Below are 24,402 nucleotides of genomic sequence, written 5' to 3'. Positions count from 1 at the left end.
CCGGGCAAAACACTACGGGGTCACCACAGACGATGGGTGCGGTGGGTGGTGGCGACGCGCTCGCCGACCCGGGTGACGATGCCGCCCCGGGCCAGGTCGGCGGCGAGCTGGCAGGCGGCGCTGACGCCGGCCGCCTTCGACGATCCGTGCGCGATGACGACGGTGCCGTTCAGGCCGAGGAGTACGGCGCCGCCGTAGGCCTCCGCGTCGAGACGGCGGTTCAGCTCGCGCAGCGTGGAGCGTTGCAGGATGGCGCCCAACTTGGCCATGCGGCTGTCGCCGATGGCGTGCCTGAGCTCGCCGAAGGCGTAGCGGACCGAGCCCTCGATGGTCTTGAGCGCCACGTTGCCGGTGAAGCCGTCGGTGACGATCACGTCCGCGGCGCCGGTGAGCAGGTCGTAGCCCTCGACGTTGCCGACGAAGTGGAGAGAGGGGGAGGCGAGGAGGAGTTCGTGGGCGCGGCGGACCAGTTTGTTGCCCTTCTCCGCCTCGCTGCCGATGGTGAGCAGGGCGACGCGGGGTTTGCCGATGCCGTAGGCGGTCTCGGCGTAGGCGGCGCCCAGGTGTGCGAACTGGAGCAGCATCTCCGGTTTGACCTCGGCGTTCGCGCCGGCGTCCAGGAGGAGGGCGGGGTTGGGGCGGGTGGGCAGGGCCACGGCGATGGCCGGGCGCAGCACGCCCTGCTGGCCTTTGAGCCGGAGGCGGCCGGTGGCCACGATTCCGGCGGTCGATCCGGCTGACACGACCGCGCTGGCGTTGCCCTGCCGTACCAGATGACAGGCGATCGCGATGCTGGAGCGGGGGCGGCGCAGGCTCGCCAGCGCGCCCTCGTCCATCGCGAGGGCCTCTTCGGCCCGCACGATCGGGATCTCCTTGGTGGCGCCGTGGTCGGCGAGGCTCTCGTAGAGCACGCGGGGCGGGCCGACGAGCACCACGGACAGGCCGCGCTCGCGCACGGCGTGGACCGCGCCGCCGATGATCTCGTGCGGCGCGTGGTCGCCGCCCATGGCGTCCAGTGCGATCGGCTTAATGTCGGACAACTCTCACCCCACACGCATCGTAGGCAGGTGGGGCGACCGCCGTTACGCCAGGTTCCAGTCTGAGACCCCGCGCGTCACGATGACCTTGGAAAACGCGGATGTGCCTGTGACCCGGATGAGGGGTCCGTCGCCCTCGACACCGCCGGAGACGTTGCGCTTGCCGAACGCCGAGCCGCCCTCGTCGACCACCCTGGCGTTGTCGGGCACCCGGACGATGACCTTGCTGAAGCGGGCGGCGATCTGCAGGGTGATCTCGCGGCCGGGCAGGACCGCGTCGGACAGGTCCACGATCAGCGCCGCGAAGTTGGCGTTCAGCCGGGTGTGGCGGGAGGCGACCCAGCGGCCCTTCCTGATGATCTTGCTGAAGGTGGAATTGATGTTCTGACGCTCGACCACGACGGGGGTGGAGGTGCCGGTGACGTCCGGCAGGTCACGGGTCAGGGGGATGAGTTCGCCGACCGTTTTGGCGGAATATGTGACATCCAGCCGGTCCGCGTGCTCGACTGTGGTGAGTCGTCCGGTAGCCAGAGCCTCGCTCAGCACCGCGGCGACTCGGTCGCGGTCGGCATCTGAGGCACGCAGGACGGGATCGTCGGTCACAAACTGCAGTGTATGCCCTCTCGCGATATGTCGCGATAGGCAATCCTCAGGAGAATCTTGGGTCCCAGCGGAACCAGAAGTGGCTTCGCACGCGTCCGGGTATAAGAACCCTAGACGCACGACTGGGTCGAGAGGTTTACATCCGATCGAACAAAAAAGATGGGAAAGGCCTAGTGATCTTGAACCAGGCAGGAACGCGACGCTTCCGGGCGTACACGTCCAAGCACCTCGACGAGCTGTTGCTGCGTGCGGGGCTCAGCGAGGAGGAACGTCTGAAGGTGCGCGCCGTTGCGACGGTGCTGCCCTTTCGGACCAACGCCTACGTCGTGGATGAACTCATAGATTGGTCGGCAGCGCCCGACGACCCGATATACCGCCTCGTCTTCCCGCTGGCAGACATGCTGCCCGCGGCCGACGTGGCCAGGCTCGCCGACCTTCTCAAGGCCGAAGCGCCGACCGCCGAGCTGAACGCGGAAGCCAACAAGGTACGCGCGCAGCTCAACCCGCATCCCGCGGGACAGATGGAGCTCAACGTCCCGCGCATCGGCAGGGAGCCGGTGCCCGGCATGCAGCACAAATATCCGGAGACCGTGCTCTTCTTCCCCAAACAGGGGCAGACCTGTCACGCGTACTGCACGTACTGCTTCCGCTGGGCCCAGTTCGTCGGCGACGCGGACCTCAAGTTCGCCTCCGACGACATCGACCAGCTGGTGGCGTACGTGCGCCAGCACCCCGAGGTCACCAGCGTCCTGCTCACCGGCGGCGACCCCATGATCATGGGTGAGTCGGTGCTCAAGCGCTACATCGAGCCGCTGCTGGAGGTAGAGCAGCTCGAATCCATCAGAATCGGCACCAAGTCGCTGGCCTACTGGCCACAGCGATTCACCACCGACCCGGACGCCGACGACACGCTCCGCCTGTTCGAGCAGGTCGTCGCGGCCGGGAAGAACCTCGCCTTCATGGCTCACTTCTCGCACCTGCGCGAGCTGGACTCGCCGCTGGTGGAATCCGCAGTGGAGCGGATCCTCGGCACGGGGGCGACCATCAGGACGCAGGCTCCGCTGATCCGGTCGATCAACGACGATCCGGCCATCTGGTCAGGTATGTGGAAGCGGCAGCTGCGTATGGGGATGATCCCGTACTACATGTTCGTCGAGCGTGACACGGGACCACAGGACTACTTCGCGGTTCCGCTGGCCGACGCGTACGAGGTCTTCCGTGAGGCATATGCCTCCGTCTCAGGGCTCTGCCGCACGGTGCGCGGGCCTTCGATGTCGGCCACGCCCGGCAAGGTGTGTGTGGACGGTGTCACCGAGATCGCCGGCCAGAAGGTTTTCGTGCTTCACCTCATCCAGGCACGCGACCCTTCGCTCGTCGGCCGGCCGTTCTTCGCTCAGTACGACCCGCAGGCCGTCTGGTTGACGGACCTGCGCCCGGCCTTCGCCGACAGGTTCCCTTTCGAGACCGGCGTCGCCACCGCCAGGCTGTCCGCCTGAGCGGTTCAAACCGAGCCCCCAGCCCGTGACCCGGTGGTGACGGGCCGTCTGGGGGCTCCTTCTTGTCCTCGTACGCCCATCGCCGTTCAGACGGGCTTCGGCTCGTAGCGCAGGGCGGTGATGCCGCACTCGAACGGCGTGGCCGACACCAGCCGCAGCTGCTGGGGCGTGCCGAGGTCGGGGAAGACCGGCAGGCCCCTGCCGATCGCGGCCGGCTCGACCAGGAGGTTGAGCTCGTCGATGAGGCCGCCGGCCAGCAGGCTCGCCACCAGCTCCGCGCCGCCGTAGGTGATGATGTCGCCGCCTTCGGCGGACTTGAGGCGCCGGACGGCCTCGACGACGTCGGCTTCCACCGTGGTGTTGTCCCAGGGAGAGTCGGTGAGGGTCTTGGAGATCACGACCTTGGGCGTGTTCGTCATCCAGGCGGCCGACTCCTTGTCCTCGCCCTCGGGCTCCGCGGCCCAGTGCGGGATGAAGCCCTCGGCGAGCTTGCGGCCCAGCAGGATCGTGTCGACGCCCTCGGTGATGGCGCTGACGTAAGTGCTGAGGTCGTCGCTCCACGGGGTGGAGATCCAGTCCATCTCGCCGTTCGGGCCGCCCATGTAGCCGTCGGCGGTGATCTGGAGCTGGAGCTTGAGCTTGCGCATGTTCCTGTGTCCTTCCGGGGTGTCCTTCAACTGGCTTCAGCTTGTCGGGCACCCCTTACGGAACGTTTAAGACATTCCTAACCTGCGCTGATGGGCTGTCCCGGCCGCCAGACAGCCGTGCACGGCCCCGGAAAGCCGCCCAAGCCCTCGGCGGCTCCGGAGACGCCCCGGGGCCGCCAGGCAGGGGCGTGGGCCTTGTGCGCCCGTCTGGGCGCCGGGGACGGGCTTCGGAGATATGTGTCTGTACGGCTCGCCGCTCCGTTGGGCGGCTGGACCGCTGGCCGCCGAGGAGAACCGGGATGCCCCCGGTGAGGCGCCGGGGGTGGGACCCGGGACGTTCCCATGGCATGAGGGCGGGCGTGGCCCTGCGTGGCGGAAGGGCTGCGGCTCCCGTATGGGGGTCAGAAGACGCGTACGGCGGTGCGGCGGGCTATCTGGGCCTGCAGGCGGGCCATCTGCCAGTGGAGTTCGATGAGTTGCTCGGCCAGCTGGGCCCGGGGTATCTCGGAAGGGTCCTCGATGGCCAGGTGGTCTATCGCGGTCGACAGCTCTCGCATCGCGCGCCCCCATTCCATCACGTGTCCTCAGGGGATCGAATTAACGTTCGAATCCTATCGGAACTTGTGGGGGCGCGTCAGCGATTTGGGGTCGGTGGCGCTCAGGTTTCGTACACAGGTGCGAGATAGCCGCGGGCCAGCGTGTTGGCGGTGATGTTGAAGCCCACGACCGCCGCCGGGGTGTCCGGGTCCAGGCCCAGGGACTCCACGCTCAGGGCGTGCACGGCGAACAGGTAGCGGTGGGGGAAGCCGGGGGGCGGGGCGGCGCCGCCGTACGCCTTGGTGCCGAAGTCGTTGCGGGCGTGCACGCCCGCTTTCGTGTCCGCGGCGCCCGCGCCCGCCGGGAGCTCGGTGACGTCGGCGGGGATGTCGAACAGCAGCCAGTGCCAGAAACCGCTGCCCGTGGGGGCGTCGGGGTCGTAGCACGTCACGGCGTAGCTGAGAGTGCCTTCCGGGGCTCCGGACCAGCGCAGGTGGGGGGACTTGTTGCCACCGGTCATGCCCCAGTCGTCGAACACGTGGGCCTCGGCCAGACGTTCGCCGTCGTGTACGTCGTCGCTCTCTACGGTGAGGGCGGGGACCTCGGGCAGGAAGTCGTAGGGGATCGGTGGCCGCGCGGACATGTCTACCTCCGGAGGACGGGTTCGTACGCTCCCATCTTTATCGGAGATCAGCCCTTGTTGTAGGCCGTCATGACTTCCTTGGGATCGCCGTCCATCTTGATCTTGCCCTTGTGGAGCCAGATGACCCGGTTGCAGGTCTCCTCGATGACCTTGTGGTCGTGGGAGACGAGGAAGACGGTTCCGGCCGACTCGCGGATCTGCTTGATGCGCTCCTGGCTCTTCTTGCGGAACTCGCGGTCGCCGGTCGCCAGGGCCTCGTCGATGAGGAGTACGTCGTGGGTCTTCGCGCTGGAGATGGCGAAGCGCAGGCGGGCGCCCATGCCGGAGGAGTAGGTGGACATCGGCAGCTGGACGAAGTCATCGATGCCGGAGAAGTCGACGATCTCCTGGTACTTCTCCTTGACCTCGGCCGGGGTCATGCCCATGGCGTAACAGCCGAGGACGATGTTGCGCTCGCCGGTGAGCTCGCGCATCAGCGCGGCGTTGACGCCCAGCAGCGACGGCTGGCCGTCGGTGTAGACGGCGCCCGCGTGCGGCGGCAGCAGGCCGGCGATGGCACGCAGCAGCGTGGACTTGCCGGAGCCGTTGCGGCCCACGATGCCGATGGCGTCGCCGTGGTAGGCCACGAAGGAGACGCCCTTGACGGCGTGCACCTCCTTCATCTGCGGCCGGCCCTGGCGCTTGAGCATGCGGACCAGCGCGCTGACCGCGTTGCCCTTCTCGTGGTCGGAGGAGGCGCTGTAGACGCGGTAGACGATGTGGAGGTCGTCGACGACCACCGTCGGAGTGCCCGTCGGGGCGTCCACAGGCTTGTGACCGGTGGGCTCCGGGTTGGGGTACACCCTGACGTCCTTACTCGTGGCGACGCCGGGCTCCTCGCCCTTCACCTGTGACAACTCCTCCGTCAGCTCAGCCACGCCCGTACCTCTCCTCGGCCCGCCAGAAGTACCAGAAGCCGAAAACGAGAGCGAACAACGCCCAGAATACGCAGCCCGCCATGGCGAACGCAGGGGGGTTGTGGTCCTGGGGCATGAGGATGTCGCGCATGACCTCGATGTAGGAGGCCGCTGGGTTGAGATACATCACGTTGGCGACCCACTGGGGGAGGTGGGCGCCGTCGACGACCTTGTCCTGGATGGAGAAGAAGACGCCGGAGGCGTAGAGCCAGGTGCGCATGATGAAGGGCAGGAGCTGGTTCATGTCGCGCATGTTCGAGCCGACGCGGGCCATCACGAGGCTGGCCCCGACGTTGAAGAGCGACTGCAGGGCCAGCACCACGGGGATGAGCAGCCAGAGCAGCGTGGGCGGCTCACTCCAGACCACGATCAACAGGAGCACGCCCATCGAGATGCCCAGCTGCTGCAACTCCTGGATCGTGTAGGCCAGGGGCAGCGCGGCACGCGGGAAGTGAAGCGCCCGGATGAGCGAGAGGTTGCCCGAGATGGACTTGGCCCCCGCCGTCACCGACCGTTGCGTGTAGGTGAAGACGAACATCCCGGTGAGCAGGAAGACCGGGTAGTTCTCGATCCCCTTGGCGCCGCCGAGGATCAGGCCGAACATGACGAAGTAGATCGCGGCGTTGAGCAGGGGCGTCAGCACCTGCCACAGCTGGCCGAGTGCGGAGCTGGAGTACTTCGAGACGTTGCGCGAGGTCGCGTACGTCATCATGAAGTGCCGCCGCTCCCAGAGCTGGCGCAGGTAGACGTGGAACCTCGGCCGTGCGATGGCACGGCGAAGCCCGTATCTCTTGGCGAGCTTGGCCAGCGGCTCCTGCGCGCTTCGGCCGCCCGCCTGGGCGTCCGCGACGGCGGATTCCGGCTGGCTCATGGCATGGACTCTATTGGATTCGGGTCGGTGGGGTGCCTGTCACGGCAGTTCGCCGCGGTCTGTTGGACGGGTTTTGCGGGCCGCTGGGTTCCCGTACCCCCTCAGCACAGCAGTTCTCCGGTCAACGCCCCAAGTGGATGGCCTCAGCACACCGTCTGGAGGGGTATTTTTACTCAACTGTTCACGTCCTGACCTGTCCTATTACGCGTGGTTGGTGGCTTTTTGCGCGTCTTGTGGGAAATGTCTGTGACGTTGGATAGGCGCACGTGTGACCGAACTGCAACGCGCCAGAGACTCCCTGGTGGCAAGTAGTGAGGGATAGTCGCGATCGACTGGCAGGGCGTCGGCTGGTTTGACCATGTCAGCCAAACCCGGGGGATTACAAGGACCCCCCGTCAGGCTGCTCTGGATCAATGCAGCTCAGCGCTAACGCCCACCTGGTAGAGGGAGGAAAGTTCTCACAATGCGTGTTACTAAGGGCGCACAGATCGTCGCCGGTACCGCGCTGCTCGCCCTCGCGGTTGCCGCGTGTGGCGGCGGTGCCACGGAAGGTGGCAACACTGCCGCGGGCGGCAGCGACACGCCGGTCCGCATGGAGCTGGGCGAGCCGCAGGAGCTCCTGGTTCCGACCAACACGACCGAGTCCGAGGGTGCAGAGGCCCTCGCGGCCGTGTTCGAGCCGCTCGTCAACTACGACGAGAACAAGAAGGCTGTCGAGGCCGCTGCCGAGTCGATCACCTCCGATGACCAGAAGGTCTGGACGATCAAGCTCAAGGCAGGCAACACCTGGCACAACGGTGAGCCGGTCATCGCGCAGAACTACGTGGACGCGTGGAACTACGCCGCCAACCAGGACAACGCGCAGTCCGCCGGTTACTTCTTCGGCCGTGTCGACGGCTTCGCCGACCTCAACCCCGGCGAGGGCAAGACGGTCACCGCGAAGGGCATGAAGGGCCTGGAGGCGATCGACGACACGACGCTGAAGGTCACCCTCGCCGCGCCGTTCTCGCAGTTCAAGACGCTCCTCGGCTACACCGCCTTCTACCCGCTGCCCAAGGCCGCCTTCGGCCCTGACGGCAAGGTGACCCAGGAGTTCGGCGAGAAGCCCATCGGCCAGGGCCTGTTCAAGCTGGACAAGCCCTACAAGAAGGGCACCGACCAGACGATCGACCTGTCGGTCTACGACGGCTACAAGGGCCCCAAGCCCAAGGGCTGGACCAAGCTGCAGTTCAAGCTTTACACCAGCGCGGAGACCTCGTTCAACGACCTGCAGGCCGAGAACCTGGACATCCACGACTCCCTGCCGCCGTCCGCGATCGCCACCGCCAAGACCGCCCTGGGCGAGCGCTACCAGGACCAGCCTGACGCCGGCATCGGCTACATCGGCGTCCCGCTGCAGTACAACCCCGAGTTCAAGAACGCCGACGTGCGCAAGGCCATCTCGATGGCCATCGACAGGAAGACCATCGCCGAGACGGTCTTCTCCGGCACCCGCGCGCCGGCCGACGACTTCATCAACCCGGCCATCGACGGGTACCGCCAGGGCGCCTGCGCCGCCTGCGCGTACAACCCGGCAGAGGCCAAGAAGCTCTACGAGACCGCCAAGGGCCCGGCGAAGCTGGAGCTCGGCTACAACGCCGACGGTGGTCACAAGGAGTGGATCGAGGCTGTCGCCAACAACCTCCGCGCCAACCTCGGCGTCGAGGTGACGCCGAAGCCGTTCGAGAAGTTCCAGGCCATCCTGGACGAGCTGGACGCGAAGAAGTACACGGGTCTGTTCCGTATGGGCTGGGCGATCGACTACCCGTCCGCGGAGAACTACCTGACCCCGATCTTCGGGACCGGCGCCATCAAGACGGGCTCGAACTACGGCGGCTACAGCAGCAAGGAGTTCGACGACCTGCTCGCCAAGGGCGACCAGGCGGCGACTCCGGAGGAAGGCCTGAAGTTCTACCAGCAGGCCGACGACATCCTGAACAAGGAACTGCCGTACATCCCGGTGTACTTCTACCGGAACAACTCCGGCTACTCCACCAAGGTCAAGAACGTCAAGATCAACCTGCTTAACCAGGTCGAGTGGTCCCAGGTCGAGAAGGCCTGACGTTGTTCCCCGGGGCGGGCGCGCTGTCGCCCGCCCCTTGAGGGCCAGCCACGGAGGCGGTCACTTGGGCCGGTAGATCCCACCCCCAGGTGATTGCCTTCTTGGCATGTACGGGAGGCTTAAATGGGCCGTTATATCATCAGGCGCCTGATCCAGGCGATACCTGTGCTACTGGGTGCCACTCTGCTCATCTTCGCCATTGTGTTCGCGCTGCCCGGCGACCCTGTCGCAGCGCTGGCCGGTGAGAAGAGAACAGACCCGACGATCGTCGCGATCCTTCGCGAGCGATACCACCTCAACGATCCGCTGCTGCTGCAGTACTGGTACTACATCAGCGGCGTCATCTTCCGCGGTGACTTCGGCGTGACCTTCGCCGACGTGCCCGTGTCCCAGCTCATGGCCGGCAAGTTCCAGGTCACGCTGAACCTGGCGCTGACCGCGCTGGTCTTCGAGGCCATCATCGGCGTCGGCCTCGGCCTGTGGGCGGCGCTGCGCCGCGGCAGGGCCGCCGACACCATGATCCTGGCCTCGACCCTTCTGCTGATCTCCGTCCCCACTCTGGTCACCGGCTTCGTGCTGCAGCTGGTGCTCGGCGTGAAGGTCAAACAGTGGACCGGGGTCGACATCTTCCCCATCGCAGGCATCAGCAACGGCTTCCGCAGCTATCTGCTGCCGGGCTTCGTGCTGGCGGGCATCTCGATCGCCTACCTCACCCGACTGACACGGACCAGCCTGGTGGAAACACTCCGGGCGGACTACATCCGCACGGCGACCGCCAAGGGCTTGTCCAGACGGAGGGTCATCGGCAGGCACGGATTGCGCAACGCGCTGATCCCCCTCGTCACCTATCTGGGCGCCGACCTCGGCAACCTCATGGGCGGCGCGGTGATCACGGAGACGATCTTCAATCTCCCGGGCATCGGCAACCAGCTCTTCCAATCCGTCTACCTGCGAGAACAGCCAGTCGTCGTCGGTATCGTGACAGTTCTGGTGCTGATCTACATCGTCGCCAACCTGGTCGTCGACATGATGTACGCAGTGCTCGACCCGAGGATCCGCTATGAGTGACATTCAGCAGCCGGCGCAGACCCTCCCACCGAACGCGCCTTCGGGGCCCCCGCTCCCCAGGTCCACGAAGAAGGAGGGAAAGCCGGCCAGCCTCTGGAGCGACGCCTGGCATGACCTCCGCCGCCGGCCGATCTTCATCGTCTCGGCGATCCTCATCGCGGTCCTGGTCGTCATGGCGCTGTGGCCGTCGTTGTTCACGGCCATCGATCCGAACGACCCGCGGACCTGCGAGCTGGCCACGGCCCGGCAGGGACCCAGCGGCGGCCACATCTTCGGCCGCGACAACCTGGGCTGCGACGTCTACGCCCGCTCGATCTACGGCGCCGCCAACTCGCTGCTGATCGGCATCTCGACGACGCTCGCGACGTCGCTCATCGGCGGCATGTTCGGCCTCGCGGCCGGATACTTCGGCGGTGTCACCGACACCCTGGCCTCGCGCCTGACCGAGATCTTCTTCGCCATCCCCAGCATCCTGGGCGCCCTGCTGATCGCGGCCACCTTCCGTGGCGGCCCGTTGAGCAGCATCACCCTGGTCATCATCGCGCTGACCGTCCTGGGGTGGCCGATGACGTACCGGATCATGAGAGCGGCGGTCATCACCGCCAAGAGCCAGGACTTCGTGGTCGCGGCCAAAGCCCTGGGCGCCGGCCACATGCGGATCATGATGAGGCACCTGCTGCCGAACGCGCTCGCACCGGTCATCGTCATCGCGACGATCAACCTCGGCGGGTTCATCGCGGCCGAGGCGGCGCTGTCGTTCCTCGGCGTCGGTGTGACCTCGCCGGACATCTCGTGGGGTCTGATGATCTCCGACGCCCGTAACAGGTTCCTGGACGCGCCGCTGCCGCTGATCTTCCCGGCGGTGTTCCTGAGCATCACGGTGCTGGCGTTCATCATGCTGGGCGACGCCGTACGCGACGCGCTCGACCCGAAGCTCAGGTAAGGGGGAACCTGTGAAGAAGACATCCCCAGAGGTGTTGCCGGCCGAGGGAGGGCTGGGCAACGAGCCTCTGCTAGCTGTCGACAACCTGCACGTGGAGTTCCGCACAAGGGCCGGCGTCGTGCACGCCGTCAACGGTGTGACCTATTCGCTCAACCCCGGCGAGACCCTCGCCGTGCTGGGCGAGTCGGGGTCGGGCAAGTCCGTGACCGCTCAGGCGATCATGGGCATCCTGGACATGCCGCCCGCGGTGATTCCCAAGGGCGAGATCCGCTTCCGCGGCACCGACCTGCTCAAGCTCTCGGAAGACGCCCGTTCGCAGGTGCGCGGCCAGCGCATCGCGATGGTCTTCCAGGACGCGCTCTCCTCGCTGAACCCGGTCTTCACCGTGGGCTGGCAGATCAGCGAGATGTTCCGCGTGCACCGGGGCATGGGCAAGAAGGAGGCGCTGACCAAGGCGGTCGAGCTGATGGACCGGGTCCGCATCCCGGCCGCCAGGCAGCGCGTCAACGACTATCCGCACCAGTTCTCCGGAGGCATGCGCCAGCGCATCATGATCGCCATGTCGATCGCGCTGGACCCGGAGGTGCTGATCGCCGACGAGCCGACCACCGCGCTCGACGTGACCGTCCAGGCCCAGATCATGGAGCTCCTCGCGGAGCTCCAGCGCGAGAGCAATATGGGCCTGATCCTGATCACCCACGACCTCGGCGTGGTCGCCGACGTCGCGGACAAGATCGCGGTCATGTACGGCGGGCGGATCGTCGAGAACGCCCCGGTCCACGACATCTACAAGACACCCGCCCACCCGTACACGAAGGGCCTGCTGGAATCGATCCCCAGGGTCGACCAGAAGGGCCAGGACCTGTACGCCATCAAGGGCATGCCGCCGAACCTGCTGGACATGCCGACCGGCTGCGCCTTCCACCCCCGCTGCCCGTACCGTCAGGACATCTGCGTCACCGAGGCCCCGGCGCTGTCCGGGATCAGCGGCACCCGCAGCAGTGCCTGCCACTACTGGAGGGAGGTCCTCGATGGCACCCACGAGTGAGCCGATCCTTGAGGTACGCGACCTGGTCAAGCACTTCCCGCTGACCCAGGGCATCGTGGTCAAGAGGCAGATCGGCGCGATCAAGGCCGTCGACGGCGTCTCCTTCGACCTGCACAGGGGCGAGACCCTGGGCATCGTGGGCGAGTCGGGCTGCGGCAAGTCGACGCTGGCCAAGGTGCTCATGGCGCTGGAGCGGCCGACGTCGGGCTCGGTCAAGATCAAGGGCCGGGAGATCGCCCACGCCCGCGGCGGCGAGCTCAAGCGCATGCGGCGCAACATCCAGATGGTGATGCAGGATCCCTACACCTCGCTGAACCCCCGGATGACCGTCGGTGACATCATCGGCGAGCCGTACGACATCCACACCGAGGTCGCGCCGAGGGGCGACCGGCGCAAGAAGGTGCAGGAGCTGCTGGAGGTGGTCGGACTCAACCCCGACCACATCAACCGCTACCCGCACCAGTTCTCCGGCGGCCAGCGCCAGCGCATCGGCATCGCGCGCGGCCTGGCCCTGCAGCCGGAGATCATCGTCTGCGACGAGCCGGTCTCGGCGCTGGACGTGTCGATCCAGGCGCAGGTCATCAACCTGCTGGAGCGGCTGCAGGACGAGTTCAACCTGGCCTACATCTTCATCGCCCACGACCTGTCGGTGGTGCGCCACATCGCCGACCGGGTCGGTGTGATGTACCTGGGCAAGCTGGTGGAGCTCGGCAAGGACACGGAGGTCTACGACAAGCCCGCGCATCCGTACACGCAGGCTCTGCTCTCCGCGGTTCCGGTTCCGGATCCGGAGGGGCGCGAGCTGCGCGAGCGGATCATCCTGCAGGGCGACCCGCCGTCGCCGGCCAACCCGCCCTCGGGTTGCCGCTTCCGCACCCGGTGCTGGAAGGCTCAGGAGATCTGCGCGGAGGAAGAGCCGCTGCTGCAGATCAGGCCGGGGACCGCGCACGAGAGCGCGTGCCACTTCGCCGAGACCCACGACGTGGTGCACATCGGTTAGCAAGTACGACGTGAAGGAGCCCTCCCCGGAGGGCTCCTTCACGTTGTGGCGATGACGGCCGAGCCGTGTCCGAACAGGCCCTGGTTGGCGGCCAGGCCGACCCGGGCTCCGGCGACCTGGCGGGCGCCGGCCGTGCCGCGCAGTTGCCAGGTCAGCTCGCACACCTGGGCGATGGCCTGGGCGGGGATGGCCTCGCCGAAGGAGGCGAGCCCGCCGGACGGGTTCACCGGGATCCGGCCGCCGAGCGTGGTGTCGCCGGCCCGCAGCAGCTTCTCCGCCTCGCCGGGCGGGCACAGGCCGACGTCCTCCATCCAGTCGAGCTCCAGCGCCGTGGACAGGTCGTAGACCTCGGCGAAGGACAGGTCGTCCGGTCCCAGTCCCGCCTCCTCGTAGGCGGCGTGGGCGATGTCCGCGCGGAAAGGGCGTTCTGGAGCCGGTATACGAAGTTGAGGAGCTTGCTCCGATACGGCTGCCGCCGAGTCGGTGGCGAAGGCGGGCAGCTCCAGTGTGGTGTTGGGGAAGGTGGGGGTGACGGTCGAGACGGCGGCCAGCCGTACCGGCCGGGAGATCCCGTGGCGGCGGGCGAACTCCGCCGAGGCCAGCACCACCGCGGCGCCCCCGTCGGAGGTGGCGCAGATGTCCATGAGCCGCAGCGGGTCGGCCACCATCGGCGAGGCCAGCACCTCCTGCTCGGTGACGGGCTTGCGGTAGCGGGCCATGGGGTTGAGCGCGCCGCAGGCCGCGTTCTTGACCTTCACGGCGGCGAAGTCGGCGGCGGTCGAGCCGTACAGGGCCATGCGGCGGCGGGCGTAGAGGGCGAAGTAGGCGGGGTTGGTGGCGCCGAGCAGGCGGAAGCGCAGCCAGTCGGGGTCGTCGGGGCGCTTGCCGCCGACAGGCTTGAAGAAGCCCTTGGGCGTCGAGTCCGCGCCGACCACGAGTGCCACGTCGCACAGGCCCGCCAGGATCCTGGTCCTGGCGAGGTCGATGGCCTGCGCGCCCGAGGCGCACGCGGCGTAGCAGGAGGCGATCCTGGCTCCGTTCCAGCCGAGCGCCTGGGCGAAGGTGGCGCCGGCGATGAAGCCGGGGTAGCCGTTCCTTATGGTGTCGGCGCCGACGACGTACTGCACGTCGGTCCAGGACACGCCCGCGTCGGCCAGGGCGGCACGGGCGGCGGCGACGCCGTATTCGATGAAGGGTTTGCCCCATTTGCCCCACGGATGCATGCCCGCGCCGATGACCACAGTGTTCATTGGTCGCTCACCGCTCCTCACTCGCTCCGCCGCCGGTCTCGTTCCTCGACCGCCCACTCCGCTCGCTGCGTCGGGTTCGCTCCGTGCTCACTGGGCCGCCTCCCACATCCACACCAGCGGGCCGTCGGCGAGCGGGCCGTGCGTGAGGCGCAGCTCCATGCCGACCCGCAGCTCGTCCACGGTCAGGTCCTTGACCTGGCCGAGCACGATGATCCCGGCCTCGGCGAGCTCGACCGCGGCGAGCGTCACCGGCGTGTACGGCTCCGCCGCGGCGAACGGCGGCGGCGGCGCGTAACAGGCGTTGGTGTAGGACCAGACGGTGCCCTGGCGCGGCAGCCGGGTCTCCTCCTGCGTCTCGCCCGAGCAGTGCGGATTGCGGCAGAAGCCCCACTGCGGCGGGAAGCTGACCGTGCCGCAGTCGGCGCACCGGGTGCCGAGGAGATGGGTGCCGTCGTCGCCGATGGTGAACCAGCCGTCGATCGCCAAGGTCATATCGACGAGTATCACACAAGCGCTTGCTAGGGAGAATGCCTCCGCCGCCGCAAGTGCAGCACCACCACCCTGGCCGACATCGCGACCGTCAGCCCGATCATCGCCACCACCACCGGCAGTCGCGAGCCCGGCTGCGAGGGCAGCGGGCCGCCGCCGAAGTAGCCGCCGACCTGCCCGATCCTGGACGCGGCGGGACGGGCCAGCCGCCCGGCCTCGCGCAGGGCGCGCGCCGCGTCGGCCACCCCGTGACCGTAGGCGCGGCTGTGCCCGTCGGCAGGACGCTTCCTGGTGCCGCGCTCGATCGCCATCCGCACGTGGTACGGCGACAGCCCCGGATACTCAGCCCTGACCAGCGCGGCGATCCCCGCCACCATCGCCGCCGCCGAACTGGTCCCGTCGCCGACCACGTACCCGTCCGGACCGTCGGCGCTGACGATCCCGGTGCCCGGCGCGACCACCGACAGGTAGTCCTGGCGGTTGGAGAAGCGCGGCACCCTCATCCGCTTGTCCACCGCGCCCACGGCGATCACGCCGGGGTAGGCGGCGGGGAAGTTCTTGCGGTTGGCGTCGTCGCCGTCGTTGCCCGAGGAGGCGACGAGCACGGCCCCACGGGAGATCGCGTACTGCACCGCCTCCTCCTCGGCCGCCGAGCCCTCCCACGAGCCGCTGCCGCCGCCCAGCGACATGCTGACGACCTGCGCGCCCCGGTCGACGGCATACCTGATGCCCTGGGCCAGCGCGTCGCGGCCGCTCGCGGTGGCGCGCTGCTTGCCGCGCAGCGGGTCGTCGTTCTCCAGCGTCACCCGGACCGACAGCACCCGGGCGGCCGGGGCGACGCCCACCACGCCGCGTCCGTCGCCGTGGCCGCGCCCGGCGATGAGGCTGGCCATCGCGGTGCCGTGATGGCCCGTCCTGGCCTGCCCGCGCACCGGCCCGGTCAGGTCGGGCCCCTCGACGACGGCTCCGGCCAGGTCGGGATGGCGGCCGTCCACGCCGGTGTCGAGCACGGCCACCAGCACCCCCTCGCCCCTGCTCACCTTCCACGCTTCGGGCACGCGCAACGCGCCGAGCTGCCACTGCTGCTGCCTCGCGGCCACGGCGGCCGCGCCGCCTCTCGCGGCGACGCCGCGTATGCCGCTGGCGGGCGGGCCGGCGATGAGCAGTGTGACGAGACAGACCGGCAGCAGCCCCGCTGCGGCGCGGATCACCGGGTGAGCGCCTTGTGCAGGGCCTCCGCCAGTTGCACCGCCGCCGCGCCGAGGCGCGGCTCGCTCCCGCCCTCCGGCTGGTACGGCCGGCCGTCCGCGTACCCGGCGGCGGTGAAGACCACGTAAGGCCCGCCGGAGGCCGCCACGGCGCCGGTGACGTACTGGGCGTCGCCGAACCGCTCGGCCGCGCCGCCGGGGAAGGCCACGGGCCGCACACTCGGCGGACGCCCCCCGGCGGGGATCGCTCTGACGGGCAGCCAGGAAGGCGCCCCGTCGAGCACGGCCACGCCCACGGTGGCGACGAAGGTCTGCGTGCTGTCGGAGTAGGTGGCCCGCAGGGTCGTCAGGCAGCGCGGCAGCATGGCCGCGGCGGCGGCCTGGAGCGCGACCCGGCACGGCGCCTCGGGCGCGACGCCGGCCAGCAGGTAGGTCACCCGCGCGCCGGACGGGCTCGCGCCGGTGAGCGCGGCGGGGAAGACCCTCGACACCGGCCACGCGTGCCAGCGCTCGCTCACGGCGGGCTCGGCCGAGCCCCACGGGAACGGGAGTTTGGACATGGAGAGTAGGGACAACAGTGCGACGGACAGCAGGAACACGTCTGCCTCGAAGGAAGGGGGAGGAGGCGCTCGAACTGCCGTGCATTCTGGCACGCAGGCGATGGTTCAATCCGACGCTTCGGTAAACAGACCGATACGCGGGGTAATGTCGCTATCGCACCGGAGCGGGGGAAAGTCGCACATGTGCGCCCGGTGGGAGCCCCAGCCGCTGGGCCGCATCACCCGAGTTCACGGCGATCGCGATGAGCCCCGCCGAGTCGGCGAAGGCCACCAGTTCCCCCGGCGGCACCGCCGCGTACGTCTCCCGGTACGGCATCGCCAGCTGCCTGCGCCCCATCCACACGCCCAGCGTGTCGCCCACCCGGACCCCGAGCGCCGCCAGGTCGCCGGCGGCGATCGACAGCTGGGTGTTGCCGTAGCGGTCCACGGAGACCACCTCGCCCTCCACCGAGCCCTCGCGCAGCACCGACGTCGGCTCCGGCAGCGAGACGAGCCGGTTCAGCGGGATCTCCGGCCCGAGGTCGGACGGCTTGCCGCCCAGGCACAGCCGCCCGGCCACCGGCGCGTACACGTCGCGGCCGTGGAAGGTCGGCGAGACCGGGTGCAGGAAGAGCGCGTCGTTGGTGATCTCGTAGGCGGACTCGGCGCCGCCGCAGGCGTGCACCGCCCAGGACAGCAGCCCGTTGTCAGGACCGATGAACACCCGTCCCCCCGCGGACACGGCCACCGCGCGCCTGGCCCCGCCGGCTCCCGGGTCCACGGCGCCGATGTGCACGCCGGGCGGGATGTACGGGATGGTCTGCGCGAGAACCGCCGCGCCCCGCCGTACGTCGCCCGAAGGGATGAGGTGGCACACGTCGATGACGCGGGCCTGCGGCGCGATTCCGACGATCACACCATGGCAGGCAGCCACATAGCCGTCTTCGAGTCCGTAATCGGTGAGAAGCGTTATGACTGGGGTCACACTTGGTGACTGTACGTCTCCCGATCCGCGGTGAACACCCGGCTTTGGCACATTACGATGGCCACGGGCCGCGTACGTATGGCGTGAGCGCCGTACGCCCTTCCGAGGAGGACGACCATGGACACCGCACCGGTCAGCGGTGACAGTGCTGCCCAGGAACCCGCCCGTCAGCCCCTCACCGAACGAGACCTTCAGCTCCTCGCCTTCGAGCGCCAATGGTGGCGCTACGCCGGCGCGAAGGAGCAGGCCGTCAAGGAGACCTTCGGGTTCTCGGCCACGCGTTACTACCAGTTGCTCGGTGAACTCATCGACCGTCCCGAAGCGCTGGAGCAGGATCCGATGCTGGTCAAGCGACTGCGCCGGCTGCGGGCCACGCGGCAGCGCGAGCGCGCGGCGCGGCGACTCGGCATGCGCCCCTAGGTGGTTGGGTACTCCAGCCGCGTGAGGAACATCCCTGGAATCCAAGCGATCGTGAACGACCCGTCAGGGGCGGTGATCGGGCTCGACTTCGACGGCACCCTGTCGCCCATCGTGCCCGATCCGGCCGCCGCGCGGATCCATCCGGCGGCGCCCGACATCCTGGCGCAGCTCAGCGCGCGGATGTCGGCCGTCGTCATCCTGACCGGCCGGCCCCCCGCCACCGTCCTCGAACTCGGTCCCGGCCTGACCGACGTGCCGGGCCTGGTGATCCTCGGGCACTACGGCTTCGAGCGGTGGGAGAACGGCCGGATCAGCGCGCCGCCGCCGCCCGCCGGCGTGCCACGGGCCGAGGCCGAACTGCCGATGCTGCTCGACGCCCTGGGCCTGACCGGAGTGGCCGTCGAGGACAAGGGGCGGGCGGTAGCCGTACACACGAGGCGCAGTCCCGATCCCGACGGGGCCTTCGAGGCGCTGCGCCGGCCACTCGCGGCGCTGGCCGAGCGCAACGGGCTGGTGGTCGAGCCCGGCCGTTATGTGCTGGAGCTGCGCCCGCCCGGCATGGACAAGGGCCAGGCGCTGTCGTTGTTCCTGGCCGAGCGCGCGGCCAGGTCGGTGATGTTCGTCGGCGACGACCTGGGCGATCTGGCTGCCTTCGACGCGGTACGCGCGTCCGGGTTGCCCGGTGTGACCGTGTGCAGTGGTTCGGCCGAGGTCACCGAGCTGGCCGAGCGGGCCGACATCGTCGTGGACGGTCCCGACGGCGTGATGGCGCTGCTCAAGGAGCTGACGGCCGAGGTTCGCGGCTGACCAGCACGCCCGCCACGGCCAGCGCGATCAGCGCCGGGACCATGAGGAAGGCCGTGCGCGTCCCGAAGCCGTCGGCCAGCGCCCCCAGCGCGAACGGGCCGGCGGCCATCGCCAGTCCCGCGCAGACCGGCGAGACGGCCGTGGCCCGCACCGGGTCGTACGCGAGCACGCCGGCCAGCGCGAGCGGGAAGTGCAGCGACACGCCGAGCCCGCTGATCGCCAGCCCCGCGTAGGCGAGCAGCGGCTGCGTGCTCGACCAGAACAGCAGCCAGCCGGCCGCGGTGAGCAGCAGGGCGCCGGTGAGCAGCGTGGGCGGGCCCATGCGCAGGGCCAGCGGCGTCCCGGCGAAGCGGCCCACGGCCAGGCCGGCCGTGAACGCGGTCAGCCCGGTCGTGGCCGCCGCCACGCCCATCCCGGTGTTGGACGCGAACAACTGCACCGCCCACAGGTTGAAGCAGAACTCCAGCGCGACCACGAGGAAGAGCACGCCGCCCGCCACGTAGAAGCGCCAGCCGGGGCCCGGCAGGCTCGCGCGGGCGGCGCCGTCGTGCGGGCGGCCGGCCACGCGGACCCGGCCGAGCGTGAGGGCGATCAGAGCGGTGAGGACCGGGGTGATCAGCAGGGCCGCCCGCCAGCCGAGCGCGGTCTGCGCGGTGGCGCTGATCGTGTAGGTCATGGCGATGCCGAACAGGATCGCGACCGCGTTGGCCTCGCTGATCGCCGCCGGTCCCGCCGGGCCGTGGTGGTCGCTGAGCGCGGCCATCATGGCGTAGAGGGCCACCGAGCCGAACAGGCTGGCCAGGCCGTAGCCCAGCAGGGTCGCGGGCAGGGCCGGGGTGAGCATGACCGGAACCAGGCCCGCGTTCATGCCGGCCAGGCTGCCCCAGATCGTGGCGCGCCGGCCGTACCTGCGCTCCAGGAACGGCAGCGCGGCGCCGGCGAGGAGCGTTCCCGCGGCCATCGCGGTGCCGTGCAGGGCCGCGATCGCGTTGGACACCTGCTGTTCCTGGCGCAGCAGCGGCAGGACGGCGCTCAGCCCGTACAGGTAGGTGGCGAAGGCGCCGAGTTGTAAGTAGACGAGCCAGGTCGGGAGATCACGGGTCAGACGAATCCGGACAGTGGTCACTTGTGGCATTAAGTCAGGGCATCGAGCTGCGCCGCAAGCCACTTCTGCGGCGGCAGCGCGGTGGCCGCTCCGGCCAGGCTGGCGGCCCTGCGCGTACGCTCCTCCTCGGGCATGACCAGGGCGGTGTGCAGGGCCTGCGCGGTCTCCAGGACGTCGTAGGGGTTGATCACGAGCGCGTCGGCGCCCAGCTCGGCCGCCGCCCCGGCCTCGCGGGAGAGCACCAGGACGCAGCGGGGCGACAGGATCGGGCCCTCCTTGGCGACCAGGTTCATGCCGTCGCGGATCGGGTTGACCAGCAGCACGTCGGCCATCCGGTAGGCGGCGAGGCTGCGCGCGTAGTCGTCGTTGACGTTCAGGATCAGCGGGTCCCAGTCCTCGGTGGCGTACTCGTCCTCGATCTCCTTGGCGCAGCGCTGCACCGCCGCGGTGTACTCGCGGTACTCGGGCAGGTCGTGACGGCTGGGGTAGGCGAAGGCCAGGTGCACCACGCGGCCGTGCCACTCGGGGTGGGCGGCCAGGAACTCGCGGTAGGCGACCAGCCCGCGCACGATGTTCTTCGACAGCTCGGTGCGGTCGATGCGGACGATCAGCTTCCTGTCACCGGTCTGCTCGCGCAGCGCCGCCACGTTCGACTCCACGTCCGGCTCGCAGGCGCGCCGCCACAACTGCTCGCCGTCGACGCCGAGCGCGTGCACGCCGATCCTGGTCGTGCGGCCCTCGTGGGTGACGCCGCGGGCGTCCACCGTCGCGCCCAGCAGGGCCGCGCAGCAGTCGGTGAACGCCCGTGCCCACCGCTCGGTGAGGAACCCGGCGTGATCGGCTCCCAGAATGCCTTCCAGGACCTCACGGGCCACCTCGTCGGGCAGCAGCGCGAAGTACTCGGGCGGGGCCCAGGGGGTGTGGCTGAAATGCGCGATGCGCAGATCGGGGCGTTCGGCGCGGAGCATGGCCGGGGTGAGGGTCAGGTGGTAGTCCTGCACCATCACCCGCGCCTCGTGCCCGGCCTCCTCGGCCAGCGCCAGCGCGAACGCGCCGTTGTAGTCGCGGTAGGACTCCCACTCGCGCTGGAACCTGGTGCCGAAGTGCGGGGAGTTGGGGATGTCGTAGAGCAGGTGGTTGACGAACCACAGCGTGGAGTTGGCCACGGCGTTGTAGGCGCGGTGGAAGGTCGCGGGGGCGATGTCCAGCATGCGCAGCGCGCCGGTGTCGTAGCCGGCCTGGTCGAGGCGGCCGCCGGGGGCCTGCCGTACGGCGCTGCGGTCGCCGTCGGAAAGGGCCGCGCAGACCCACAGCACGCCCTCGTCCTTCGCCACGCCGGAAAGGCCCGACACCAGGCCGCCGCCACCGCGTTTCATGGTGAGTTCACCGTCGTCGGAGACGGTGAAGGAGACAGGACCGCGGTTCGAGGCGACCAGGACGCTGTTCATTTAACTATCCTCCGCTCATAGGATCCCGCTATGGCGCTTGATGAGCTAACCGAGGAACTGGCCCGCTCCGCAGCCGCTGGAGATCATCGCGCACTCGGCGAGCTCTTGCGGCGGATCGAGCCGCACGTACTACGACACTGCGCGCGAATCCTGCCCTATCACCAGGACGCGGAGGAGGCCTGCCAGGACACCCTGCTGGCCGTCGCGCGCAACATCGGCCGCTTCGAGGGCAGGGCGCGCTTCAGCACGTGGCTGCACATCGTGACGGCCAACTGCGCCCGCACGACCTACCGGTCGCTGAAGCGGCGGGCGGCCGAGCAGAGCTCCGACGAGCTGCCCACGCAGAAGCCGGACGTGGCCCGGGTGAGCGTGATCGCGGGCTCCCGCCTGGACCTGCTGGACGCGATGGAGGCGCTGGAGGCGTCCAAGCCCGACCTGGCGCAGGCGCTCGTGCTGCGCGACATCGTGCAGCTTGACTACAACGAAGTGGCCGAGCAGCTAGGTATCCCGCTCGGCACCGCGAAATCCCGTATCCACCAGGCGCGCAAGTACGTGCAGGGCGTGCTCGGGGAGGATTATCGGTGAGACGGTTTGTCTCACTGGTCGAGATGGGTGGGCAACCGATCCGCTTGACCAGGTAGAGTCCCTTTCGACAACTACATATTGCTCATCCAGAGGGGTGGAGGGACCGGCCCTGCGAAGCCCCGGCAACCCTCCCGGATTGTGACTCGCACCCGCGAGGCCGACCGGGACAAGGTGCCAATTCCGGTCTGTGGTCAAGGTGGCCGCAGGCGAAGATGAGGGAAGGCCTCGCTTCATGTCGCTCGACTTCGGTCCTGCTGTAGCTCTCTCCTGCCGCGAGTGCGGCACCCGCTATGACCTCGGCCCCAGTTTCGCGTGTCTGGAGTGTTTCGGGCCACTCGAAGTGGCCTATGACTTCGGTACGGTGACCCGCTCGCACATCGAGTCCGGTCCGACCAACATCTGGCGCTACCAGGCGCTCCTGCCGGTCCCCGTGGACGTGGCCGCCAAGCAGAACATGAACCCCGGCTGGACCAAGCTGGTCAAGGCCGGCAACCTCGGCCGGACGCTCGGCATCAAGTCGCTGCACATCAAGGACGACTCCGGCAACCCCACCCACTCCTTCAAGGACCGGGTGGTGGCCATCGCCGTCGAGGCGGCCCGCAACTTCGGGTTCCACACCCTGTCCTGCTCCTCCACCGGCAACCTGGCCGGCGCGGTCACCGCTGCCGCCGCCAGGGCCGGGCTCGACGCGTGCGTCTTCATCCCCGCCGACCTGGAGCAGGCGAAGATCGCCATGGCCCGGGTGTTCGGCGGCAGGCTGATCGGCATCGAGGGCACCTACGACGAGGTCAACCGCTTCTGCTCCGAGCTCATCGGCGACCCGCTGGGCGACAAGTGGGGCTTCGTCAACGTCAACCTGCGGCCGTACTACGCCGAGGGGTCCAAGACGCTGGCCTACGAGATCGCCGAGCAGCTCGGCTGGAGGCTGCCCGAGCAGATCGTCATCCCGATCGCCTCCGGCTCCCAGCTCACGAAGATCGACAAGGGCTTCAAGGAGCTCGTGGCGCTCGGGCTGGTCGAGGACACTCCGTACAAGGTGTTCGGGGCCCAGGCGCTCGGGTGCTCGCCGGTGTCGGCGGCGTACAAGGCCGGGCACGACGTGGTCCAGCCGGTCAAGCCGGACACCATCGCCAAGTCGCTGGCCATCGGGAACCCGGCTGACGGGCCCTACGTGCTCGACATCGCCCGCCGTACGGGAGGGGCGGTGGAGGATGTCACCGACGCCGAGATCGTCGCGGCCATCAAGCTCCTGGCCTCCACGGAGGGCATCTTCGCCGAGACCGCGGGCGGTGTCACCGTGGGCGTGCTCAAGAAGCTGGTGGAAAACGGCACGCTGGATCCCGAGGCGGAAACAGTGGTGCTGAACACCGGCGTCGGCCTCAAGACCCTTGACGCGGTGTCGTCGATCGCCGAACCCACCGCTGTCATCCGGCCCTCTCTCGACGCGTTCCGCGCCATCTGAAAGGAAGTTTTAGGCATGAGCGTTTCTGTACGGATTCCCACCATTCTGCGCACCTACACGGGTGGTAACGCGGAGGTCAGTGGCGAGGGTGCGACGCTGCGCGAGGTCCTTCAGAAGCTGGACAGCGACTACCCGGGGATCGGTGCCCGAATTCTTGATGAATCGGGCAAGATTCGGCGTTTTGTCAACGTTTATGTTGGGCAAGAGGACGTCCGATTCGCCGAGGGGCTCGACACCGCGGCCCCCGAGGGGAGCGAGATCTCCATCATCCCCGCGGTAGCCGGAGGCTAACGCTTCGCACACTCTTAGCACTGGGGCACCTCTTCGGAGGTGCCCTTCCCATTTCTGGAAAATTCAACTCTTCGAAGGATGAAATAGGCAGTTTTCAGATTGACTCTGTTGCCCAACGGCATGCCACAGGTATGGTCGAGGGCGATCGCCGCCAGTTTTTCGGTAAAAGCGGCGAACGCGGATCTCGCGGAGGAATGGGCGGGATCCCGAGCCCAGTAAGAGGAGTCGGAAGTGGCGCAGGGCACCGTCAAGTGGTTCAACGCGGACAAGGGCTACGGTTTCATCGCGGTAGACGGTGGTAAGGATGTATTCGTCCATTACTCAGCGATCATGATGGACGGCTACAGATCACTCGAACAAGGCCAGCGGGTCGAGTTCGAGATCACACAAGGCCAGAAGGGGCCGCAGGCGGAATCTGTCCGCACCGTTTGAACCACGCACCGAGGCAGCCCGCACGGCAGCGCAGTCCGTGCGGTTCTGCCAACACCTTTCGTCTCACCAGGACAGGCCCGATCTCGCGAGGGGATCGGGCCTGACCTGCGACGAGGTGGCTCTCGCTTGCACTCGACCGGGTAGAGTGCTAAACAGTTCGTTGGCACTCTCTCCACGTGAGTGCCAACACCTGGATCGAGACGATCGGGGCCTGCCGAACGGAGATGCGGGCCCAAGTGTTCGGCCCCCGGGCCGGGCACGCTGCCGTCGCGGGCGTCGGCTCGATCCTTGAGAAGCCACCCTGCATCTGGGAGGTCCAGCCTTATGGCAGCCAAGATGATCGCGTTTGACGAGGACGCCCGGCGCGGTCTCGAGCGCGGCATGAACCAGCTCGCTGACGCCGTGAAGGTGACCCTTGGTCCCAAGGGGCG

The 24,402-nt window shown here is 68.5% G+C and carries 26 protein-coding genes and 1 riboswitch; of the genes, 12 read left to right on the top strand and 14 right to left on the bottom strand.

Annotated features, from left to right (window positions below; genetic code table 11):
- Positions 1-20: 20 nt before the first annotated feature.
- Both plsX and HNR40_RS52915 read right to left on the bottom strand, forming a co-directional pair.
- Positions 21-1,040 (bottom strand): phosphate acyltransferase PlsX, encoded by a 1,020-nt coding sequence (gene plsX / locus HNR40_RS52920; RefSeq protein ID WP_281395910.1) that lies wholly within the window; start codon positions 1,038-1,040, stop codon positions 21-23.
- Between the two features lie 42 nt (positions 1,041-1,082).
- Complete coding sequence (locus HNR40_RS52915; RefSeq protein WP_312896878.1) at positions 1,083-1,640, bottom strand: DUF1707 SHOCT-like domain-containing protein; 558 nt, start codon at positions 1,638-1,640, stop codon at positions 1,083-1,085.
- A 173-nt stretch (positions 1,641-1,813) separates the two neighbouring features.
- On the opposite strand from HNR40_RS52915, the gene HNR40_RS52910 reads away from it, so the two are divergent.
- Positions 1,814-3,136 (top strand): KamA family radical SAM protein, encoded by a 1,323-nt coding sequence (locus HNR40_RS52910; protein WP_184976450.1) that lies wholly within the window; start codon positions 1,814-1,816, stop codon positions 3,134-3,136.
- A gap of 86 nt (positions 3,137-3,222) precedes the next feature.
- Here HNR40_RS52910 and HNR40_RS52905 read toward each other — a convergent pair whose 3' ends face one another.
- The 5 genes from HNR40_RS52905 to HNR40_RS52885 all read right to left on the bottom strand — a co-directional run bounded on the left by HNR40_RS52905 (position 3,223) and on the right by HNR40_RS52885 (position 6,790).
- On the bottom strand, positions 3,223-3,783 hold the full coding sequence (locus tag HNR40_RS52905) for a dihydrofolate reductase family protein (protein WP_184976448.1): 561 nt from the start codon (positions 3,781-3,783) through the stop codon (positions 3,223-3,225).
- Between the two features lie 401 nt (positions 3,784-4,184).
- Positions 4,185-4,340, bottom strand: a complete 156-nt coding sequence (locus HNR40_RS52900; protein ID WP_184976468.1) for a hypothetical protein — start codon at positions 4,338-4,340, stop codon at positions 4,185-4,187.
- A gap of 101 nt (positions 4,341-4,441) precedes the next feature.
- Positions 4,442-4,963 carry a YbhB/YbcL family Raf kinase inhibitor-like protein gene (locus HNR40_RS52895; protein WP_184976446.1) on the bottom strand — a complete coding sequence of 174 codons (522 nt, stop codon included), beginning with the start codon at positions 4,961-4,963 and terminating at the stop codon, positions 4,442-4,444.
- A 47-nt stretch (positions 4,964-5,010) separates the two neighbouring features.
- Positions 5,011-5,880: an ABC transporter ATP-binding protein gene (locus tag HNR40_RS52890; protein WP_184976444.1), complete on the bottom strand. Its 870-nt coding sequence runs from the start codon at positions 5,878-5,880 to the stop codon at positions 5,011-5,013.
- Positions 5,873-6,790, bottom strand: coding sequence for an ABC transporter permease (locus HNR40_RS52885; protein ID WP_184976442.1), 918 nt, complete (start codon positions 6,788-6,790; stop codon positions 5,873-5,875). The genes HNR40_RS52890 and HNR40_RS52885 overlap by 8 nt, the downstream gene beginning before the upstream one ends.
- 463 nt (positions 6,791-7,253) lie before the next feature.
- Between HNR40_RS52885 and HNR40_RS52880 the strand changes: the two genes are divergently transcribed.
- The 5 genes from HNR40_RS52880 to HNR40_RS52860 all read left to right on the top strand — a co-directional run bounded on the left by HNR40_RS52880 (position 7,254) and on the right by HNR40_RS52860 (position 12,950).
- A complete protein-coding gene (locus tag HNR40_RS52880; RefSeq protein WP_184976440.1) occupies positions 7,254-8,891 on the top strand; it encodes a peptide ABC transporter substrate-binding protein in 1,638 nt (545 codons plus the stop codon).
- 123 nt (positions 8,892-9,014) lie between these two features.
- The gene (locus tag HNR40_RS52875; RefSeq protein WP_184976438.1) at positions 9,015-9,959 is read left to right on the top strand and encodes an ABC transporter permease; all 945 of its coding nucleotides are present in this window, start codon (positions 9,015-9,017) and stop codon (positions 9,957-9,959) included.
- Complete coding sequence (locus HNR40_RS52870; RefSeq protein ID WP_184976436.1) at positions 9,952-10,902, top strand: ABC transporter permease; 951 nt, start codon at positions 9,952-9,954, stop codon at positions 10,900-10,902. Before HNR40_RS52875 ends, HNR40_RS52870 begins: the two co-directional genes overlap by 8 nt.
- A gap of 10 nt (positions 10,903-10,912) precedes the next feature.
- A complete protein-coding gene (locus tag HNR40_RS52865; RefSeq protein WP_184976434.1) occupies positions 10,913-11,950 on the top strand; it encodes an ABC transporter ATP-binding protein in 1,038 nt (345 codons plus the stop codon).
- Complete coding sequence (locus tag HNR40_RS52860) at positions 11,934-12,950, top strand: ABC transporter ATP-binding protein (RefSeq protein WP_184976432.1); 1,017 nt, start codon at positions 11,934-11,936, stop codon at positions 12,948-12,950. The genes HNR40_RS52865 and HNR40_RS52860 overlap by 17 nt, the downstream gene beginning before the upstream one ends.
- 38 nt (positions 12,951-12,988) lie before the next feature.
- On the opposite strand, the gene HNR40_RS52855 is transcribed toward HNR40_RS52860, so the two are convergent.
- From HNR40_RS52855 to HNR40_RS52835, 5 genes are all read right to left on the bottom strand, one after another.
- Positions 12,989-14,200 carry a lipid-transfer protein gene (locus HNR40_RS52855; protein WP_184976430.1) on the bottom strand — a complete coding sequence of 404 codons (1,212 nt, stop codon included), beginning with the start codon at positions 14,198-14,200 and terminating at the stop codon, positions 12,989-12,991.
- Positions 14,201-14,287: 87 nt separating this feature from the next.
- A complete protein-coding gene (locus HNR40_RS52850) occupies positions 14,288-14,692 on the bottom strand; it encodes a Zn-ribbon domain-containing OB-fold protein (RefSeq protein WP_184976428.1) in 405 nt (134 codons plus the stop codon).
- A gap of 26 nt (positions 14,693-14,718) precedes the next feature.
- A complete protein-coding gene (locus tag HNR40_RS52845; protein WP_184976426.1) occupies positions 14,719-15,900 on the bottom strand; it encodes a S8 family serine peptidase in 1,182 nt (393 codons plus the stop codon).
- The gene (locus HNR40_RS52840) at positions 15,897-16,457 is read right to left on the bottom strand and encodes a hypothetical protein (RefSeq protein ID WP_184976424.1); all 561 of its coding nucleotides are present in this window, start codon (positions 16,455-16,457) and stop codon (positions 15,897-15,899) included. Before HNR40_RS52840 ends, HNR40_RS52845 begins: the two co-directional genes overlap by 4 nt.
- A gap of 151 nt (positions 16,458-16,608) precedes the next feature.
- Complete coding sequence (locus tag HNR40_RS52835) at positions 16,609-17,421, bottom strand: SAM hydrolase/SAM-dependent halogenase family protein (protein WP_184976421.1); 813 nt, start codon at positions 17,419-17,421, stop codon at positions 16,609-16,611.
- A gap of 117 nt (positions 17,422-17,538) precedes the next feature.
- Between HNR40_RS52835 and HNR40_RS52830 the strand changes: the two genes are divergently transcribed.
- A complete protein-coding gene (locus HNR40_RS52830) occupies positions 17,539-17,841 on the top strand; it encodes a DUF3263 domain-containing protein (RefSeq protein WP_184976419.1) in 303 nt (100 codons plus the stop codon).
- Positions 17,842-17,892: 51 nt separating this feature from the next.
- Positions 17,893-18,648: a trehalose-phosphatase gene (gene otsB, locus HNR40_RS52825; RefSeq protein ID WP_312896877.1), complete on the top strand. Its 756-nt coding sequence runs from the start codon at positions 17,893-17,895 to the stop codon at positions 18,646-18,648.
- Here otsB and HNR40_RS52820 read toward each other — a convergent pair.
- Together HNR40_RS52820 and HNR40_RS52815 are read right to left on the bottom strand one after the other, a co-directional pair.
- Positions 18,617-19,774: an MFS transporter gene (locus HNR40_RS52820; protein WP_184976417.1), complete on the bottom strand. Its 1,158-nt coding sequence runs from the start codon at positions 19,772-19,774 to the stop codon at positions 18,617-18,619. The genes otsB and HNR40_RS52820 overlap by 32 nt on opposite strands.
- An 8-nt stretch (positions 19,775-19,782) precedes the next feature.
- The gene (locus HNR40_RS52815; RefSeq protein ID WP_184976415.1) at positions 19,783-21,201 is read right to left on the bottom strand and encodes an alpha,alpha-trehalose-phosphate synthase (UDP-forming); all 1,419 of its coding nucleotides are present in this window, start codon (positions 21,199-21,201) and stop codon (positions 19,783-19,785) included.
- A 30-nt stretch (positions 21,202-21,231) separates the two neighbouring features.
- Between HNR40_RS52815 and HNR40_RS52810 the strand changes: the two genes are divergently transcribed.
- The 4 genes from HNR40_RS52810 (at position 21,232) to HNR40_RS52795 (ending at position 23,971) form a co-directional block, all read left to right on the top strand.
- Entirely contained in the window at positions 21,232-21,786 is a 555-nt protein-coding gene (locus tag HNR40_RS52810) for an RNA polymerase sigma factor (protein WP_184976413.1), read from the top strand.
- A 79-nt stretch (positions 21,787-21,865) separates the two neighbouring features.
- Positions 21,866-22,005, top strand: a riboswitch (SAM riboswitch).
- A 13-nt stretch (positions 22,006-22,018) separates the two neighbouring features.
- A complete protein-coding gene (thrC, locus tag HNR40_RS52805) occupies positions 22,019-23,248 on the top strand; it encodes a threonine synthase (RefSeq protein ID WP_184976411.1) in 1,230 nt (409 codons plus the stop codon).
- 15 nt (positions 23,249-23,263) lie between these two features.
- Positions 23,264-23,539, top strand: coding sequence for a MoaD/ThiS family protein (locus tag HNR40_RS52800; protein ID WP_184976409.1), 276 nt, complete (start codon positions 23,264-23,266; stop codon positions 23,537-23,539).
- A 231-nt stretch (positions 23,540-23,770) separates the two neighbouring features.
- A complete protein-coding gene (locus tag HNR40_RS52795) occupies positions 23,771-23,971 on the top strand; it encodes a cold-shock protein (protein WP_106250594.1) in 201 nt (66 codons plus the stop codon).
- The last annotated feature ends 431 nt before the right edge of the window (positions 23,972-24,402 follow it).

It is taken from the genome of Nonomuraea endophytica, assembly GCF_014203235.1.
GTDB lineage: Bacteria > Actinomycetota > Actinomycetes > Streptosporangiales > Streptosporangiaceae > Nonomuraea > Nonomuraea endophytica.
Note: the sequence above shows the minus strand (reverse complement) of the source record. Positions and strands in the feature narration are given on the sequence as shown.

What these genes read in the sequence shown, in the direction of transcription:
- HNR40_RS52900 (WP_184976468.1), bottom strand. Translation starts at nt 4,340, where the DNA reads ATGCGAGAGCTGTCGACCGCGATAGACCACCTGGCCATCGAGGACCCT.
- HNR40_RS52880 (WP_184976440.1), top strand. Translation starts at nt 7,254, where the DNA reads ATGCGTGTTACTAAGGGCGCACAGATCGTCGCCGGTACCGCGCTGCTC.
- HNR40_RS52800 (WP_184976409.1), top strand. Translation starts at nt 23,264, where the DNA reads ATGAGCGTTTCTGTACGGATTCCCACCATTCTGCGCACCTACACGGGT.
- HNR40_RS52905 (WP_184976448.1), bottom strand. Translation starts at nt 3,783, where the DNA reads ATGCGCAAGCTCAAGCTCCAGCTCCAGATCACCGCCGACGGCTACATG.
- HNR40_RS52860 (WP_184976432.1), top strand. Translation starts at nt 11,934, where the DNA reads ATGGCACCCACGAGTGAGCCGATCCTTGAGGTACGCGACCTGGTCAAG.
- HNR40_RS52895 (WP_184976446.1), bottom strand. Translation starts at nt 4,963, where the DNA reads ATGTCCGCGCGGCCACCGATCCCCTACGACTTCCTGCCCGAGGTCCCC.
- HNR40_RS52885 (WP_184976442.1), bottom strand. Translation starts at nt 6,790, where the DNA reads ATGAGCCAGCCGGAATCCGCCGTCGCGGACGCCCAGGCGGGCGGCCGA.
- HNR40_RS52850 (WP_184976428.1), bottom strand. Translation starts at nt 14,692, where the DNA reads ATGACCTTGGCGATCGACGGCTGGTTCACCATCGGCGACGACGGCACC.
- HNR40_RS52815 (WP_184976415.1), bottom strand. Translation starts at nt 21,201, where the DNA reads ATGAACAGCGTCCTGGTCGCCTCGAACCGCGGTCCTGTCTCCTTCACC.
- HNR40_RS52810 (WP_184976413.1), top strand. Translation starts at nt 21,232, where the DNA reads ATGGCGCTTGATGAGCTAACCGAGGAACTGGCCCGCTCCGCAGCCGCT.
- HNR40_RS52830 (WP_184976419.1), top strand. Translation starts at nt 17,539, where the DNA reads ATGGACACCGCACCGGTCAGCGGTGACAGTGCTGCCCAGGAACCCGCC.
- thrC (WP_184976411.1), top strand. Translation starts at nt 22,019, where the DNA reads ATGTCGCTCGACTTCGGTCCTGCTGTAGCTCTCTCCTGCCGCGAGTGC.
- HNR40_RS52840 (WP_184976424.1), bottom strand. Translation starts at nt 16,457, where the DNA reads ATGTCCAAACTCCCGTTCCCGTGGGGCTCGGCCGAGCCCGCCGTGAGC.
- HNR40_RS52855 (WP_184976430.1), bottom strand. Translation starts at nt 14,200, where the DNA reads ATGAACACTGTGGTCATCGGCGCGGGCATGCATCCGTGGGGCAAATGG.
- HNR40_RS52870 (WP_184976436.1), top strand. Translation starts at nt 9,952, where the DNA reads ATGAGTGACATTCAGCAGCCGGCGCAGACCCTCCCACCGAACGCGCCT.
- HNR40_RS52875 (WP_184976438.1), top strand. Translation starts at nt 9,015, where the DNA reads ATGGGCCGTTATATCATCAGGCGCCTGATCCAGGCGATACCTGTGCTA.